10 protein-coding genes and 1 riboswitch are annotated in these 14,915 nt (G+C 72.4%); of the genes, 5 read left to right on the top strand and 5 right to left on the bottom strand.

The features are described from left to right. The 3 genes from ACE3Q2_RS07480 to ACE3Q2_RS07490 form a co-directional block, all read right to left on the bottom strand. Nucleotides 1-1,021: hypothetical protein (locus ACE3Q2_RS07480; protein ID WP_374473581.1), on the bottom strand; the 1,021-nt coding region annotated here is incomplete at its 3' end. Between the two features lie 162 nt (nt 1,022-1,183). Further along, nucleotides 1,184-2,788, bottom strand: a complete 1,605-nt coding sequence (locus tag ACE3Q2_RS07485) for a peptide chain release factor 3 (protein WP_374473582.1) — start codon at nt 2,786-2,788, stop codon at nt 1,184-1,186. 30 nt (nt 2,789-2,818) lie between these two features. Beyond that, the gene (locus ACE3Q2_RS07490; RefSeq protein WP_374473583.1) at nt 2,819-3,937 is read right to left on the bottom strand and encodes a phytase; all 1,119 of its coding nucleotides are present in this window, start codon (nt 3,935-3,937) and stop codon (nt 2,819-2,821) included. Between the two features lie 99 nt (nt 3,938-4,036). Between ACE3Q2_RS07490 and ACE3Q2_RS07495 the strand changes: the two genes are divergently transcribed. From ACE3Q2_RS07495 to ACE3Q2_RS07515, 5 genes are all read left to right on the top strand, one after another. Then, nucleotides 4,037-5,062: an ABC transporter substrate-binding protein gene (locus ACE3Q2_RS07495; RefSeq protein ID WP_374473584.1), complete on the top strand. Its 1,026-nt coding sequence runs from the start codon at nt 4,037-4,039 to the stop codon at nt 5,060-5,062. Beyond that, nucleotides 5,059-8,367: an EAL domain-containing protein gene (locus ACE3Q2_RS07500; RefSeq protein ID WP_374473585.1), complete on the top strand. Its 3,309-nt coding sequence runs from the start codon at nt 5,059-5,061 to the stop codon at nt 8,365-8,367. Before ACE3Q2_RS07495 ends, ACE3Q2_RS07500 begins: the two co-directional genes overlap by 4 nt. Nucleotides 8,368-8,440: 73 nt before the next feature. Continuing rightward, nucleotides 8,441-8,558, top strand: a riboswitch (SAM riboswitch). An 82-nt stretch (nt 8,559-8,640) separates the two neighbouring features. Beyond that, a complete protein-coding gene (locus tag ACE3Q2_RS07505; RefSeq protein WP_374473586.1) occupies nt 8,641-9,651 on the top strand; it encodes a homoserine O-succinyltransferase in 1,011 nt (336 codons plus the stop codon). Next, nucleotides 9,648-10,844, top strand: a complete 1,197-nt coding sequence (metB, locus tag ACE3Q2_RS07510; RefSeq protein ID WP_374473587.1) for a cystathionine gamma-synthase — start codon at nt 9,648-9,650, stop codon at nt 10,842-10,844. The genes ACE3Q2_RS07505 and metB overlap by 4 nt, the downstream gene beginning before the upstream one ends. Next, a complete protein-coding gene (locus ACE3Q2_RS07515; protein WP_374473588.1) occupies nt 10,841-11,890 on the top strand; it encodes a homoserine dehydrogenase in 1,050 nt (349 codons plus the stop codon). The genes metB and ACE3Q2_RS07515 overlap by 4 nt, the downstream gene beginning before the upstream one ends. A 13-nt stretch (nt 11,891-11,903) precedes the next feature. On the opposite strand, the gene ACE3Q2_RS07520 is transcribed toward ACE3Q2_RS07515, so the two are convergent. After that, on the bottom strand, nt 11,904-12,683 hold the full coding sequence (locus tag ACE3Q2_RS07520) for a M23 family metallopeptidase (protein ID WP_374473589.1): 780 nt from the start codon (nt 12,681-12,683) through the stop codon (nt 11,904-11,906). Then, nucleotides 12,680-14,887: a putative bifunctional diguanylate cyclase/phosphodiesterase gene (locus ACE3Q2_RS07525; RefSeq protein WP_374473590.1), complete on the bottom strand. Its 2,208-nt coding sequence runs from the start codon at nt 14,885-14,887 to the stop codon at nt 12,680-12,682. Before ACE3Q2_RS07525 ends, ACE3Q2_RS07520 begins: the two co-directional genes overlap by 4 nt. Between the last annotated feature and the right edge of the window lie 28 nt (nt 14,888-14,915).

A 14,915-nucleotide genomic window follows, 5' to 3' on the forward strand; every position in this document is an offset into this window, starting at 1 on the left:
CCGGCGAGGCGACGATTTCCTCGGCGTAGATGCGCGGCGCGGCCGGCGAGGCGTCCAGCGCCACGCCCGGGGAAAGGAAGCTGCCGGTGACGAACATGTTGCCGATCGAATACGGGGAGCCTCCGACCAGGACCGAGCCCACGACGGCCAGCGTCGTGGTGTCGAGGATGTCGACCCGGCCCAGCTGTCGATTGGCCACGTAAAGGCGCGAGCCGTCCGGGCTGAGCGAGGCGCCGATCAGGTCCGGGGCGGTGGGCGTGGTCTGGATGACGGCGTTGGTTGCGGTGTCCACGGTGAGGACGTTGCCGTTGGTCCAGTTGGCCAGGTACGCGCGGGAACCGTCGGCCGAGAAGTCGACGCCCGCCGTGAACGTGGTGCCGGTGATGGGCGTGGCAACGCCCGTGCCGAGATCGAGGGAGACGGCTTCCGGGCCGCTGCCGCTGGTCACGTAGGCCTTCGAGCCATCCGGGCTGATCGCGAGGTTGATCGCGCCGGACGGGACGGTGTAGGTCTGCACGATGGTGCGCGTGGCCGTGTCGATGGCGCTGACCGTGCCATTGCCGCTGTTGGCCACCAGGGCGCGCGAACCGTCCGGCAGGAAGTCGAGGAAGTAGGGCGTGGACAGGCCAGCGACGGTAGCCACCACCGTGTTGGTGGCCGAGTCCACGACCTGGACGCTGTTGCCGGAGGCCACGTACACCTCGCTGCTATCCGGCGACACCATGGCGCCGCGCGCCGTTGCGCCCATCGGCAGCGTGGTGAGCACCGTGTTGCTGGTGGCGTCGATGACCGTCAGGTCATTGCTGCCCTGGTTCGGCACGTACACGCGGGTGCCGTCCGGCGACACGGTGACGCCCCAGGGATTGATGCCGGTCGGGATCGTGGCCACGACGGTCTCGGTGGCGTCATCGATGACCGAAACACTGTTGGAGCTCGAGTTGGAAACGTAGGCATAAGGCTGGGCGGCCGCCTGGGCGGCGCCGAGCAACAGCAGTACAAGTGCAAGCGTCGGAAAACGCATCGTTGTCATCCCCTGTGGAAAGAATCGCCCGGGGGAGCAAGGCGCGGCGCCGGGCACCAGGACGGTGCAGGCCAGGCGCTCCCCCCGAAGCGCCAGCGGGGAGGGTGCCGGCTTGGGGGGCGCCTGTCCACCGGTTTTTTTCTCAACCGGCGGCGGCGGGAGTTATTCGACCGCCAGCGCCTGCGCGTGTTCGCGGGTGGCGGCGAATTCGAAGTCGGGCCAGCGTTCCTGGGTGAGCTGCAGGTTCACGCGCGAGGGCGCCAGGTAAACCAGCTGGCCGGCGGCGTCGACGGCCAGGTTCATGGCGTTCTTCTCGCGGAATTCCTCGAGCTTCTTCGCGGTGCCGCCCTTGATCCAGCGGGCCGTGGCCACCGACACCGGCTCGAAGCTGGCGTCCACGCCGTATTCGTCCTTCAGGCGGTAGGCCACCACGTCGAACTGCAGCACGCCCACGGCGCCCAGGATGAGGTCGTTGCTCATGAGCGGGCGGAAGAACTGGGTGGCGCCTTCCTCGCTCAGCTGGGCCAGGCCCTTCTGCAGCTGCTTGAGCTTGAGCGGGTCGCGCAGGCGGGCGCGGCGGAACAGCTCCGGCGCGAAGTTCGGGATGCCGGTGAAGCCCAGCGATTCGCCGGCGCTGAAGGTGTCGCCGATGGAAATGGTGCCGTGGTTGTGCAGGCCGATGACGTCGCCGGGGTAGGCGGTTTCAACGATCTCGCGGTCGGAGGCCATGAAGGTGAGCGCGTTCGCCAGCTTCACTTCCTTGCCGCTGCGCACGTGGAAGGCCTTCATGCCGGCTTCGTACCTGCCCGAGCACACGCGCAGGAAGGCGACGCGGTCGCGGTGCTGCGGGTCCATGTTGGCCTGGATCTTGAAGACGAAGCCGGAGAAGGTTTCCTCCTCCGGCGCGATCTCGCGGCGGGTGGTGGCGCGCGGCTGCGGCGACGGCGCGTGTTCGACGAAGAAGTCGAGCAGCGGCTGCACGCCGAAGTTGTTCACGGCCGAGCCGAAGAACACCGGCGTCTGCCTGCCGTCCAGGTAGGCCTGCTTGTCGAAGGGGTGCGAGGCGCCCTGCACGAGTTCCAGCTCGTCGCGCAGGTCGGCCAGCATCTGCTCGCCGATGCGCGCGGCCAGGCCGGGGTCGTCGAGCGAGGCGAAGATGGTGCTGTCCTGGCGGGTGAAGTTGCGGCCCTGCTCGTACAGGTGCACTTCGCCGCTTACCAGGTGCACCACGCCCTTCAGGCGCTGGCCCATGCCGATCGGCCAGGTGATGGGCGCGCACTGGATGCCGAGCACGCGCTCCACTTCGTCGAGCAGCTCGATGGGCTCCTTGCCCTCGCGGTCGAGCTTGTTGATGAAGGTCATGATGGGCGTGTCGCGCAGGCGGCAGACTTCCATCAGCTTGATGGTGCGTTCCTCGACGCCCTTGGCCACGTCGATCACCATCAGGGCGCTGTCCACCGCGGTGAGCACGCGGTAGGTGTCCTCGCCGAAGTCGGCGTGGCCCGGGGTGTCGAGCAGGTTGACGATGCGGCCCTCGTAGGGGAACTGCATCACCGAGGACGTGACCGAGATGCCGCGCTCCTTCTCCAGCGCCATCCAGTCGGAGGTGGCGTGGCGGGCGGCCTTGCGGCCCTTCACCGAGCCGGCCATCTGGATGGCGCCGCCGAACAGCAGCAGCTTCTCGGTGAGGGTGGTCTTGCCGGCGTCGGGGTGCGAGATGATCGCGAACGTGCGGCGGCGGCGGGTCTGGGTCAGGTGCTCGGACATAAGCGCCCGATTATACCCGCCGGGCCCGGCTCAGTCCGGCTGGCAGTCCTGGCGCAGGTCGAGGGCGGTGGCGATGCTGCGCCAGTCGAAGGCGCCGACGCCCTCGTCGTCGTGGGCGGCGTACAGCGCGCCGTAGGGGAAGGCGCGGGTGGCGGCGGCGTGCAGCCAGATGCCGTCGGTCAGGGCCACCTTTTCGCCGGTGAAGCTGCCCAGGTAGCCCAGCTCGCGGCGGTCGAACACGTGGAAGACGGTCAGGTCGCTGTTCTGGTCGGTGGTCACCCAGTAGCCGCTGCCGTCGGGGCAGGCCCACAGCGCCACGCCCTCGGCCTGGGCCTTGAAGCGCTCGCGCGGCAGGTTGCGGCCGGTGTAGCGGCCGGCCAGGTCGTACACGCGCAGGGTGGTGCCCACGCGCAGGTCTTCCTCGGCGATCAGCAGGCGGTCGTGCTCCGGGTCGCCGGCGATCGATTCCACCATGCGCAGCGCGCCTTCTTCGGTGGTGTCGCCGAACTGGCCGGCCAGCCGGGCCTCGAGCTTGTCGCCATCGATATCAAGGAGGAAGCGCTTCACGCGCTCGTCCAGCTCGTCCATCGGCGGCAGCAGCTGGGTGCGGTAGTCGGCCATGAAGCTGTCGGTGACCAGCATCTCCAGCTCGCCCGGGGCCGTTTCGCGCAGCCACAGGCCGTAGGGGCTGCGCAGCACGTCGGCGCCGACCATCGCCACCGGGGTGAAGCCGGGCAGGCGCAGCACCTGCACGCGGTGGTTGTCGCGCTCGACCACGAACAGCAGGTCGCCGAAGGTGGCGATGCCGTTGGGGCGGTTGAACCGGCCGGGGCCCTCGCCCGGGCCGCCGACGTCGCGCAGGTGCGCGCCGGTGTCGGCGTCGAACACCACCAGCCGGTGGGTTTCCTTGGCGGTGGCCACCAGCCAGGTGTCGCCCCCGGGCGTGGTCCAGGTAGCCACGGAATCGATCTCGTCCTCGGGGCGGGCGGGCGTGAGGAAGGCCTCGGTGACGGCGGCGGCCTCGGCGCCGAACACCCGCGGCATCGGCCGGGAAGACGGGTCGGGCGTGGCGGGCGGGGTGGTGGCGCAGCCGGCGGCCAGCAGCAGCATGGCCAGGGCGGTCAGGGCAAGGCGGGGCTTGGTGTTCATCACGCGAGTATGCGCAAGCCGGCCCACGCCGCGTCAATCCCCGATTGGCGGGCGGCCCCCGAACGGCTAGGGTAGGGCGCAAAGGGGACTGCCACCGACATGGCGCTGCGCGACCTGACCGCCCGCTTCGAACCCGTGGCCTGGGGCCTGCCCCTGGTACTGGCCGTGGTCGGCCTGATGGCCATGGTGGCCTGGCTGGCGCCGGCCCCGCCGCCGCCTCCCCTGCGGGTGGCGGTGGGCCCGTGGATCGGCTACGAGCCGCTGGTGCTGGCCAGCGAAACCAACGACCTGCCGGCTTCCGTGCGCCTGGTGGAGTCGGTGTCGAACACCGAATCCACCCAGCTGCTCCGGGAGGGCATGGTGGACCTGGCCGGATTCACCCTGGACGAGGCGATCCGCCTGGCCTCCGACGGTACCGACCTGCGCATCGTGGCCGTGCTGTCGGATTCGCACGGCGCCGACGCGGTGGTGGTGCGCCCCGGCGTCGAAAGCCTCGCGGACCTGCGCGACCAGCGCGTGCTGGTGGAGGACACCGCGGTCGGCCACCTCATCCTCCAGCGCGCGCTGGCCGGGGCCGGGCTGTCCCTGGCCGACGTCCGCAAGGTCCAGGTGCAGGCGCCCTACCTGCCGGCGCGCTGGCGCGAGGGCGACGCCGCCGCCGCCGTGGTCTACGAACCCTTCCTCTCCGAAATGATGGCCGACGGCGCGGTGCCCCTGTTCACCACCGCGTCCAACCCGGGCCTGGTGCTCGACGTGCTGGTGGCCCGCGCCGACGTGCTCGATGCCCGCCGAGGCGACGTGGTGGCGCTGCTGCAGGCCTGGGACCGCGGCGTGGCGGCTTTCCGCCAGCCCGATACGCTGCCGCTCGGGCTGCTCACCGCCGACGGCCGCGTGGACAGCGACACCTACCGGCGCGCGCTGGCCGGCATCGCCTTCTTCGACCTGGACGAGAACCGCCGCTTCCTCGGCGACCGGCCGGCGCCGGTGCAGGCGTCCATCGACGCCCTGGTTGCGATCCTGCGCGAAGGCGCGCTCGGTGCCGACCTGCGCGTGGCCCCGGATCTCGTCGACGCCCGCTTCGTCGAAGCCGCCGCGCGTGTCAGGCCGCCGGGAGCAGCCCCGTGATCGTCCGCACGCTCACCGCCTGGCCCGCCCGGGTGACGCTGCCGGCGCTGCTGCTGGTGCTGTCGGTGGCGGCCCTGGCGGTGCAGTTGTTCGTCATTCTCGGGCGCATCGACGCATCGGCGCGCGCGGACGTGGCCGACGACGTGTCCCGCATCGTGTGGGCGCAGGCCCGCCGCATCGACGCCCAGGCCGAAATCGGCGTGCGCCATGGCACCGCGCGCATGGTGGGCGGGCTGGCGATGGAGCCGCGCGTGGCCGGGGCCTGGGTGGTGGACGGCGAGGGCCGGGTGCTCTCGTCGCTGCACCGCCGCGACATCGGCAAGGACTTCGAGGCGGTGCTGTCGGGCCGTCCGGCCGCGGCGCGCGAGGCGCTGGTCGCCGCTGCCTACGCCGGCAACTCCGGCCGCGCCCTGTTCGCCGGGGATTCGCAGGCCATGGCGCTGTCGCAGGAAGTGTTGGTGGGCACCGACCCCAGCCGCTACGCCATGCTGGTGGTGGAAGCCGATGCCGGCCCGGTTGCCGCGCAGCTGCGCCACGAAGCCGGGCGCCGCTTCCTGCGCAATGCCGCCGGCGTGCTGGCCTTCACCACGCTGCTGTGGCTGCTGCTGCGCGCGGCCTGGACCGAGCGCACCCGGCGCCTCCGGGACGGCGCCGCCCGCCTGTGGCTCGAAGGCGAGGCGCTCGAGATCGACGTGCAGGGTGGCGACGAGCTGGCTGCGCTCGCGCGTGAAATCGAAAAGGCCTCCGCGCGCGTGCGCCGGCAGGGTCGGCTGCTGCGCACCGTCAGCCAGGCCAGCCTGGCGGCGCAGCGGCTCACCGACCGCAGTGCGCTGGGCATGGAGATCTGCCGCATCCTGGTGCAGGAGGGCGGTTACACCCTGGCGGGCCTGTGGCGCCTGCAGCCCGATGGCCACACCCTGGTGCAGGCCACGCTGGTAGGCTTCGACGAAGCCACTTACCGGCTGCCCGACGCCGACCTCGACTCCCCGTCCGACGCCGACCGCCTCTCGACCCGCGCCCTGCTCTCCGGCGAAGTGCAGGTACTGCACGACCTGGCGGCCGTGGCCAACCTGCATCCCGCGCTGGTGCCACTGCGCAACCTCGGCCTGCACTCGGTGGCGGTGGTGCCGCTGGTGGAAATGGGCCAGAAGCTCGGCGCGCTCATCCTGGCCGACCGCAGGCCGAACCGCTTCGACACCGACTTCCTGGTGGCCATCACCAGCGCCGCCGCCGACATCAGCGCCAGCTTCATCCTGCGCGAACGCGAGCAGCTGGCCCGGGACGCCGAGCACCGGCTGACCGCGGCGCTCAACGCCGCGGCGCTGGGCACCTGGGAAAGCCACCTGGGCACCGGCGAAATGCGCGTCAACGCCCGCTGGTTCGAGATGCTGGGCCTGGACCCGCGCCGCGACGCCGAGGAGGCCGCCGCCTGGCGACTGCGACTGCATCCCGACGACGTGCCGCGGCTCGAGCGCGCCTATGCCCGCCTCGACGACCCGGCCATCAACCAGTTCGAGATCGACATGCGCCTGCGCCACGCGAACGGCCACTGGGCCTCGGTGCACTCGCGCGGCATGGTGCTCGAACGCGATCCGCAGGGCCGCCCGCTGCGCCTGGCCGGCGTGCACCTGGACATGACCCGGCTGCGCCAGGACGAGGCCCAGCTGCGCATCGCCGCCGACGCCTTCGCCAACAGCCACGAAGGCATCCTGATCTGCGACGGCGACGGCGTCATCGTCAGCGTCAACCGCGCCTTCGAGCGCGTCACCGGCTACAGCCCGGAAGAGGCCGTGGGCCGGCGGCCGTCGATGCTGTCCTCGGGCCACCAGGACAAGGCCTTCTACCAGCGCATGTGGGAAGAGATCGACCAGCGCGGCCGCTGGGAAGGCGAGGTCTGGAACCGGCGCAAGAGCGGCGAGGTCTATCCCGAGTGGCTGGCGATCACCCGCATCCGCCACGAGGGCGGGCGCGTGAACTACCTGGGCCAGTTCATCGACATCTCCGAGCGCAAGCAGGTGCAGTCGCGCATCGACGAACTCAGCCGCACCGACCCGCTCACCGGCCTGCCGAACCGCAGCGCCTTCGGCGAGGTGGTGGCCCGCAGCCTGGCGGGCGAACGGCCGCGGCTGGCGGTGCTGCTGCTGAACATCGACCGCTTCAAGCAGGTCAACGAGTCCCTGGGCTACGGCACCGGCGACGAGGTGCTGCAGATGCTGGCCCGGCGCCTGGCGGCGGTGTTCGGCGACGGCAACACGCTGGCGCGCGTGTCCGGCGACGAGTTCGCCGTGGCCCTGCCCGGCGCCGGCGAAGCCGAGGCGCGCGCGGTGGTGGACCGCCTGCAGCTGGACCTGCAGCAGCCCTTCGAAATCGCCGGCCAGCGGCTGGTGCTGGGGCTCAGCGCCGGCCTGGCGCTGTCGCCCGAGCACGGCACCGAAGCCGAGCTGCTGCTGGTGTCGGCCACCGCCGCGCTCAACCTTTCCCGCAGCGAAGGCGAGCGCCGGCTGGCGGTTTATTCGCCGCGGCAGCCGGGCGCCAGCCTGCGCCGGCTCACGCTGGAATCGCAGCTGCGGCTGGCCCTGCAGCGGCGCGAGCTGTTCGCGGTCTACCAGCCGCAGGTGGCGCTGGCCGACGGTCGGCTGGTGGGGCTGGAAGCGCTGGTGCGCTGGCGCCACCCGGAGCGTGGCGTGGTGTCGCCCGGCGAATTCATTCCGGTGGCCGAGGAGGCGGGGCTGATCACCGCCATCGGCGACTTCATGCTGCGCGAATCATGCACGGCGGCGGCGCGTCTTTACGCGGGCGGCCTGCCGCGGGTGCCGGTGTCGGTGAACATTGCCACCGGCCAGCTGCGCCGCGCCGATTTCCTGCCGCAGGTGCTGTCGGAACTCGAGGCCTCGGGCCTGCCGCCGCAGCTGCTGGAAATCGAGATCACCGAGTCGATGCTGATGGCCGACGTGCAGGCCACCATCGCCCTGCTGGCCGCCCTGCGCGAACGCGGCGTGCGCGTGGCCATCGACGACTTCGGCACCGGCTATTCCTCGCTGGCCTACCTGGGCCGGCTGCCGCTCGACCGCCTGAAGATCGACCAGTCCTTCGTGCGCGACCTGCGCGTGCCGGGCCCGGCCGAAGGCATCGTGCGCACGGTGATCGAGCTGGCGCGCAGCCTGCACCTGAACGTGCTGGCCGAAGGCGTGGAGCAGGCCGAGGACGCCGAGCGCCTGCGTTCCCTGGGCTGCAACGACGCCCAGGGCTACCTCTACGACCGGCCGCTGCCCGAGGCCGAGGTGCTGGCGAAGTACAAGGCCTGAGCCGAGCATTCATCGCTTCATGCGGATGAAGGGATTGACAGCCTTCGCCGGTGCGGGCAAGCTTGGCCCCGCAATCCCATCGAGACCGGCTGAGGGGTAGGCCCAATGACGCCGGGGCAACCCATGCGCGAGCAATCGCGCATGAAGGTGCCAATTCCTGCGGGGACTTCATGTCCGCCGAGAGATGGGTCGTACCGTTCCCCGCGCCGCGGGGGCGCACGACACCTTTCCGCCGTTGGAACTCCTTGGGGCCCTTCCACCCAGGAGCCGACGATGAGCCTCAACCACGCCCCCCACGCCGAGCCGGCCGACGCACCGGCCACGTTCGCCGCGCCGACGCGCGCGGCGCGCCGCTTTGCCTTCGAACTTTCCCTGGCGATGCGCCACGCGGGCACGCGCCGCGTGCGGGTGCGCGGCGAGTGGCAGGGGCCGGCCGGGGCGCCGGTGGTGGTAGTGGCCGGCGGCATTTCCGCCGGGCGCCAGGTGGTGGGCGAGCCCGGCAGCCCCGGCTGGTGGCCCGCGCAGGTGGGCCCGGGCCGCGCCATCGACACCACGCGCCGGCGCGTGCTGGCGCTGGACTGGCTGGGCGCCGACGGCAGCCTCGACGCGCCCATCGACCCGGCCGACCAGGCCGACGCGCTGGCCGCGGTGCTCGACCGCCTGGAGGTGGCGCGCCTCGACGCCTTCGTCGGCGCCAGCTACGGCGCCATGGTGGGCCTGCAGTTCGCGGCGCGGCACGGCGCGCGGCTGCGGCGGCTGCTGGCCATTTCCGGCGCGCACCGGCCGCACCCTTACGCCAGCGCCTGGCGCGCGCTGCAGCGGCAGGTGGTGGCGCTGGGCCGCAGCGAAGGAAACGTGTCGCACGCGCTGGCGCTGGCACGGCAGTGGGCGATGCTGAGCTACCGCACGCCCGAGGAATTCGCCCGCCGCTTCGACGCGCCCGCCGCGCTGGAAGCGGGGCAGGTGCGCACCGCCGCCGAGGACTACCTGGCGCACTGCGGCCGCCGCTACGCCGCGCGCTGGTGCTCCACGGCCTTCCTGCGCCTGTCCGAATCGATCGACCTGCAGCAGGTGGAGCCCGCGGCCATCACCGTGCCCACCACCGTGGTGGCCGTGGCCGAAGACCGCCTCGTGCCGCTGTCCGACCTGCAGGCGCTGGTGGAAGGCCTGGGCGGCCCGGCGCGCCTGCGCGTGCTGCGTTCGGAGTTCGGCCACGACGCCTTCCTGAAGGAAGATGCAGCCGTTGCCCGCCTGCTGCGCGAATCGCTGGGAGACGTGGCATGAGCGCCCGCTGTCCCGCCACGGTGGCCGTGCGCGCCGGTATCGATTCCGACACCGCCTTCGGCGCCGTCACGCCGCCGCTGGTGCTGTCGAGCAACTTCAGCTTCGCCGGCTTCGACCACAAGCGCCGCTACGACTACACCCGCAGCGGCAACCCCACCCGCGACCTGCTGGCCGAGGCGCTGGCGGAACTGGAAGGCGGCGCCGGCGCGGTGGTCACCGCCACCGGCATGGCCGCCATCACGCTGGCGCTGGAAGCCCTGCTCGAACCCGGCGACCGCCTGGTGGTGACGCACGACGGCTACGGCGGCAGTTGGCGCTTGTTCAACGCGCTGGCGCGCAAGGGCCGCTTCGAACTGGAGCTGGTGGACCTGGGGGACGCCGCCGCGCGCGCCCATGCGCTGTCGCGCCCGGCGCGGCTGGTGTGGGTCGAAACGCCGTCCAACCCGCTGCTGCGCCTCACCGACCTGCAGGCGGTGGCGCTGGCCGCGCACGCCGCCGGCGCGCTGCTGCTGGCCGACAACACCTTCCTTTCGCCCGCGCTGCAGCGCCCGCTCGACTTCGGCGCCGACCTGGTGCTGCATTCCACCACCAAGTACATCAACGGCCACAGCGACGTGGTCGGCGGCGCGCTCGTGGCCCGCGACCCGGCGCTGCTCGAGAAACTGGGGTGGTGGGCGAACGCGCTCGGCCTCACCGGCTCGCCCTTCGACAGCTTCCTCACCCTGCGTGGCCTGCGCACGCTCGACGCCCGCCTGCGGGTGCACCAGGAAAACGCCGCCGCGCTGGCCGAACGCCTGGCCCGCCACCCGGCGGTGCGCGCCACGCACTATCCGGGCCTGGCGACGCACCCGGGGCACGCGCTGGCGGCGAAGCAGCAGCGCGGCTTCGGCGCCATGGTGTCCTGCGAACTCGCCGGCGGCGTGCCGGCGGTGCGCGCTTTCCTCGATGGGCTGCGCCACTTCACGCTGGCCGAATCGCTGGGCGGCGTGGAAAGCCTGGTGGCGCACCCGGCCACCATGACGCACGCCGCCATGTCGGCCGAGGCGCGGCGCCATGCCGGCATCGGCGACGGCCTGCTGCGCCTGTCGGTGGGCATCGAAGCCTTGCCCGACCTCGAAGCCGACCTGGGCGCCGCGCTCGACCGCGCCGCCTTCGCCGCCGAACCGGCCCCGGCCGCGACGGTGGCGCCATGAGCACCTTCGCCGAACCGCGGCCCGCGCCGGTACCGCGCCGCCTCGCCCTGCTGGGCGTGGGCACCGTGGGCCGCGCGCTGCTGGCGCGCCTGCAGGCCGAGCCGGACCCGCGCCGGCCGCTGTGCCTGGTGGCGAATTCGCGTCGCCGCCTGCACGCGCCGCAAGGCCTGGATCCGGCGCAGGCAGCCGCCGCGCTGGCAGGTGCTCCCGCGCACGACGGCTCCGGCCTGCTGCTGCCGCAGCTGCAGCCCGGCGACATCGTGGTGGACGCCAGCGCCAGCGCCACGCTCGCCGCCTGGCACCCGCGCTGGCTGCGCCAGGGCCTGCACGTGGTGAGCGCGAACAAGCTGGGCCTGGGCGGTCCGCTGCTGCGCCACCACGAGATCCGCGCCCTGGCCACCGGCGGCTTGCACTACGGCGACGCCGCCACCGTCGGCGCCGGCCTGCCGCTGCTGCGTTCGCTGCGCGAGCTGCGCGCCGGCGGCGACCGCATCCGTGCCGTGGCGGGCGTGCTGTCGGGCACGCTGGCCTGGCTGTTCGACGGCTACGACGGCGGCGCGGCCTTCTCGGACAAGGTGCGCGCCGCGGTGGCGCGTGGCTACGCCGAACCCGACCCGCGCGTTGATCTTTCCGGCGAAGACGTGCGCCGCAAGCTGCTCATCCTCGCGCGCACCGCGGGTTTTCCGCTCGAGCATTCCGAAGTGCAGGTGGAGTCGCTGCTGGGCGATGCCCTGCGCGAGGCGCCGGACGCCGCGGCGGTGGACGGCCTGCTGCCCACGCTCGACGCCACGCTGTCGGAGCGTGCCTGCCAGGCCGCGCGCGCCGGCCGCGTGCTGCGCTACGTGGCGCGGCTGGACGAAGGCGGCGCGCGCGTGGGCCTGGAAGCGCTCGCGGCAAACGACCCGCTGGCCGGCGGCGGCTGCGACAACCGCCTCGCCATCTGGAGCAGCCGCTACGACGAACGCCCGCTGGTCATCCAGGGCCCGGGCGCCGGCGCCGCGGTCACGGCGGCGGCGCTGCTCGACGACCTGCGGCGTATTCCATGAGGAGCGCGACCGGCTAGCGCAGCGGCAGGAAGCCGTCCGGGCCGATCATGCGGAAGGGCACCGAGATGAGCCGCATGCCGCCGTTCACCTGCACGGAAAAATGCAGGTGCGGGCCGCTGGAATAGCCGGTGCTGCCGGCATGGCCCAGCACCTGGCCCAGGCTGACGGTGTCGCCGGCGCGTACCGCCACGCCGCCTTCGCGCAGGTGTGCATACAGCGCCATGCTGCCGTCGTCGTGCAGCACGCGGACCAGGTTCGCGCGTTTGGCCAGGGCCGGGTCGGTGCCGCCCTCGGCGTAGCCGCCGATGGCCTCGAGCACGATGCCGCCGCGCGCCGCCAGCACCGGCGTGCCCTCGTCCACCACCAGGTCGATGGCGTAACGGTTGGCCTCGTCGTCGTGGCTGAAGCCGCCGTGGAAGCCCTGGCCCAGGGTGAACTTCGATTCCTCCACCGGCAGCGAATACACCACGTCGCGCGCCTCGGCATGCGGCTCGCCCGGGATGATCGACAGCCGCAGCGACTGCCGCGCGCCTTCCGCCACCGGCCACAGCGTGGCCAGCGTGGCGCTTTCGCCCGCGCGCAGCACCCGGCGCACCGGCAGCGCCGGTTCGCTGTCCATGCCCACCCAGGCGTCGGCCACCAGTTCCACTTCCACCGGCCCGCCGCTGGTGTTGCGCGCCACCGCGCGCTGGGCCTCGCCCTGGCGCACCATGGCCAGCTCCGCCAGTCCCTCGGCCGCCGCCGGCGCGGGCAGGGCGAGCAGGGCCGACAGCAGCAGCGCGGTACGCATCATCCCGCCGCGCTCCCGTCCGGGTAGAAGTACAGGTCCATCGGCTGCGGCCGGTCGATGGCGTAGCCCTGGGCGAAGTCCACGCCCAGCGCGATCAGGGCCTGGCGATCGGCCTCGGTTTCGGTGTGCTCGGCGATCGAGCGCTTGTCGAGCACGTGGGCGATTTCGTTGATCGAGCGCACCACCGCCTCGGCCATGGGCGAATCGTGCATCTCGCGCACGAAGCTGCCGTCGATCTTGAAGTAGTCCACGTCCAGCGAACGCAGGTAGCTGAAGGAGCAGAAGCCGGTGCCGAAGTCGTCGAGCGCGAAGCGGCAGCCCAGGTCGCGCAGCTGGTTGATGAAGCGCTGGGCGCGGGCCAGGTCGCGCACCGCGCTGGTTTCGGTGAGCTCGAAGCACAGCTTGCTGGCCGGGAACTGGCTGCGGCGCAGGCGTTCGGCCACGAAGCCGATGAAGCCCTCGTCGATCACCGCCTCGCCCGAGAGGTTGATGCAGCAGGTGTCCACCGTGGCGGCGGCGTCGGGGTGGCTTTCCAGCCAGCGCAGGGTGCGGGTGATCACCTCGCGGTCGATGCGCGTGGCCAGGCGGAAGCGTTCGGCCGCCGGCATGAACTGCGCCGGCTGCAGGCGTTCGCCGGTGCGCGGGTCGCGCAGGCGCAGCAGCACCTCGAAGTGGCGGCCCTGTTCGCCGCCGGCGTGCAGGGGCACGATGGACTGGCAGTACAGCTCCATCGCCTGCTGCTCCAGCGCCTCGCGGATGCGCACCACCCAGCGCATGGCCGAGGTGCGGTCGAGCAGTTCGCCGCCGTCCAGGCTGGCCAGGCAGACCCGGTTGCCACCCTGTTCCTTGGCGGTGAAGCAGGCCGCGTCGGCCTGCGACAGCAGCTGCGCGTAGTCGGCCTGGCCGGGAAGGAAGGTGACCAGGCCGGCGCTGGCGGTGGTGCCCAGCATCTGGCCGTCCCAGCCGCAGCGGTAGCCTTCGATGGCGCGCAGCAGGGCGCGCACGCGGTCCTCGGCCACCATGGGCGTGCAGTTGCGCAGCAGCAGCGCGAACTCGTCGCCGCCGGTGCGCGCCAGCAGGTCCTCGGGGTGGCGGTGCGCCTCGATGACGCCGGCCACGCCGCGGATCAGTTCGTCGCCGGCCACGTGGCTGGCGGTGTCGTTGATCAGTTTGAGATGGTCGAGGTCGATGTAGGCCAGCGCCATGGGCAGCACCGAGCCGGCGGCGATCTCGGGGCGCACCTTCTCCTCGAAGGCATTGCGGTTGTGCAGGCCGGTGAGCGGGTCGATGTTGGCGCGCTGCTTCAGCACGTGGGCGCTGACGCGCTGCTGGTGCATGGCGAAGGCCAGCATCAGCGGCAGCGCCGCCACCTCGATCAGGAACACCAGCAGGTAGATGCCGTCGAGCGGGGCGCTGGCCTCCGGGTAGCCGGCGGTGCCGAAGCCGGCCAGGCCGGCCACCAGCAGCATGGTGAGCGCGCTGGCCACGGCCGTCTGCAGCGGCGGGAAGCGCACCGCGCTCCACACCATCACCGCCAGCGGCAGCGCCACCAGGCCCATGGCGTAGTTGCCGCCCAGGCTGCCGCCCCAGGCCATCAGCAGGTAGCTGGCCATCAGGGCCACGTTCCACATCAGCTGCTCGGACTCGGGCGCGTAGTCGTCGGCCGGCGGGCGCCAGCGCCGGCCGGTGCGGCCCGGCAGCAGCAGCATCAGGGCCGGGGCGATGCTGGTGGCGCCCAGCAGGTCGCCCAGCAGCCAGCGCGCGGCGGCGGTGGGCAGGGCGTCGAGGCCGATGATGCCGGTCTGCAGCATGCCGGTGGTGCCGATGGCGGCGCTGACGCAGGCCATCAGCACCGCGCCGCCCAGCGCGGCCAGGCCGAAGCGCACGGTGAGCATGTCTTCGCCGGGCAGCCGCCGCAGCACGGCCGCGGCGGCCAGCACGCCGAACAGGTTGGCCGATGCCGACCAGGCCAGGAAGGCCGTGGGCACCGGGTCGAAGAAGAAGTGCACCAGCAGCGTGCCCGCCGGCACGAACCAGGCCGTGCGCAGGCCGTAGCGCAGCACGCCGGCCAGGCCCACGCCCGCCGAGGGCCAGAACAGCGCCACCTTGTCCGGGCCGTCCACCAGCAGCGCGGCATAGGCGCCGCCGGCGACGTAGAGCGCCAGCAGGACCCCCACGATGGCGATCCGCCGGTAAGGTTCACGCATGCCCCCGAGCATAGGCGCGCGCCCCGCC

It is taken from the genome of Arenimonas sp., assembly GCF_041913985.1.
Taxonomy (GTDB): Bacteria; Pseudomonadota; Gammaproteobacteria; order Xanthomonadales; family Xanthomonadaceae; genus Arenimonas.

Bases quoted from the DNA above. Each gene is read 5' to 3' on its own strand.
- ACE3Q2_RS07490 (WP_374473583.1), bottom strand. From the start codon at position 3,937: ATGAACACCAAGCCCCGCCTTGCCCTGACCGCCCTGGCCATGCTGCTG.
- ACE3Q2_RS07495 (WP_374473584.1), top strand. From the start codon at position 4,037: ATGGCGCTGCGCGACCTGACCGCCCGCTTCGAACCCGTGGCCTGGGGC.
- ACE3Q2_RS07515 (WP_374473588.1), top strand. From the start codon at position 10,841: ATGAGCACCTTCGCCGAACCGCGGCCCGCGCCGGTACCGCGCCGCCTC.
- ACE3Q2_RS07525 (WP_374473590.1), bottom strand. From the start codon at position 14,887: ATGCGTGAACCTTACCGGCGGATCGCCATCGTGGGGGTCCTGCTGGCG.
- ACE3Q2_RS07485 (WP_374473582.1), bottom strand. From the start codon at position 2,788: ATGTCCGAGCACCTGACCCAGACCCGCCGCCGCCGCACGTTCGCGATC.
- ACE3Q2_RS07520 (WP_374473589.1), bottom strand. From the start codon at position 12,683: ATGATGCGTACCGCGCTGCTGCTGTCGGCCCTGCTCGCCCTGCCCGCG.
- ACE3Q2_RS07505 (WP_374473586.1), top strand. From the start codon at position 8,641: ATGAGCCTCAACCACGCCCCCCACGCCGAGCCGGCCGACGCACCGGCC.
- metB (WP_374473587.1), top strand. From the start codon at position 9,648: ATGAGCGCCCGCTGTCCCGCCACGGTGGCCGTGCGCGCCGGTATCGAT.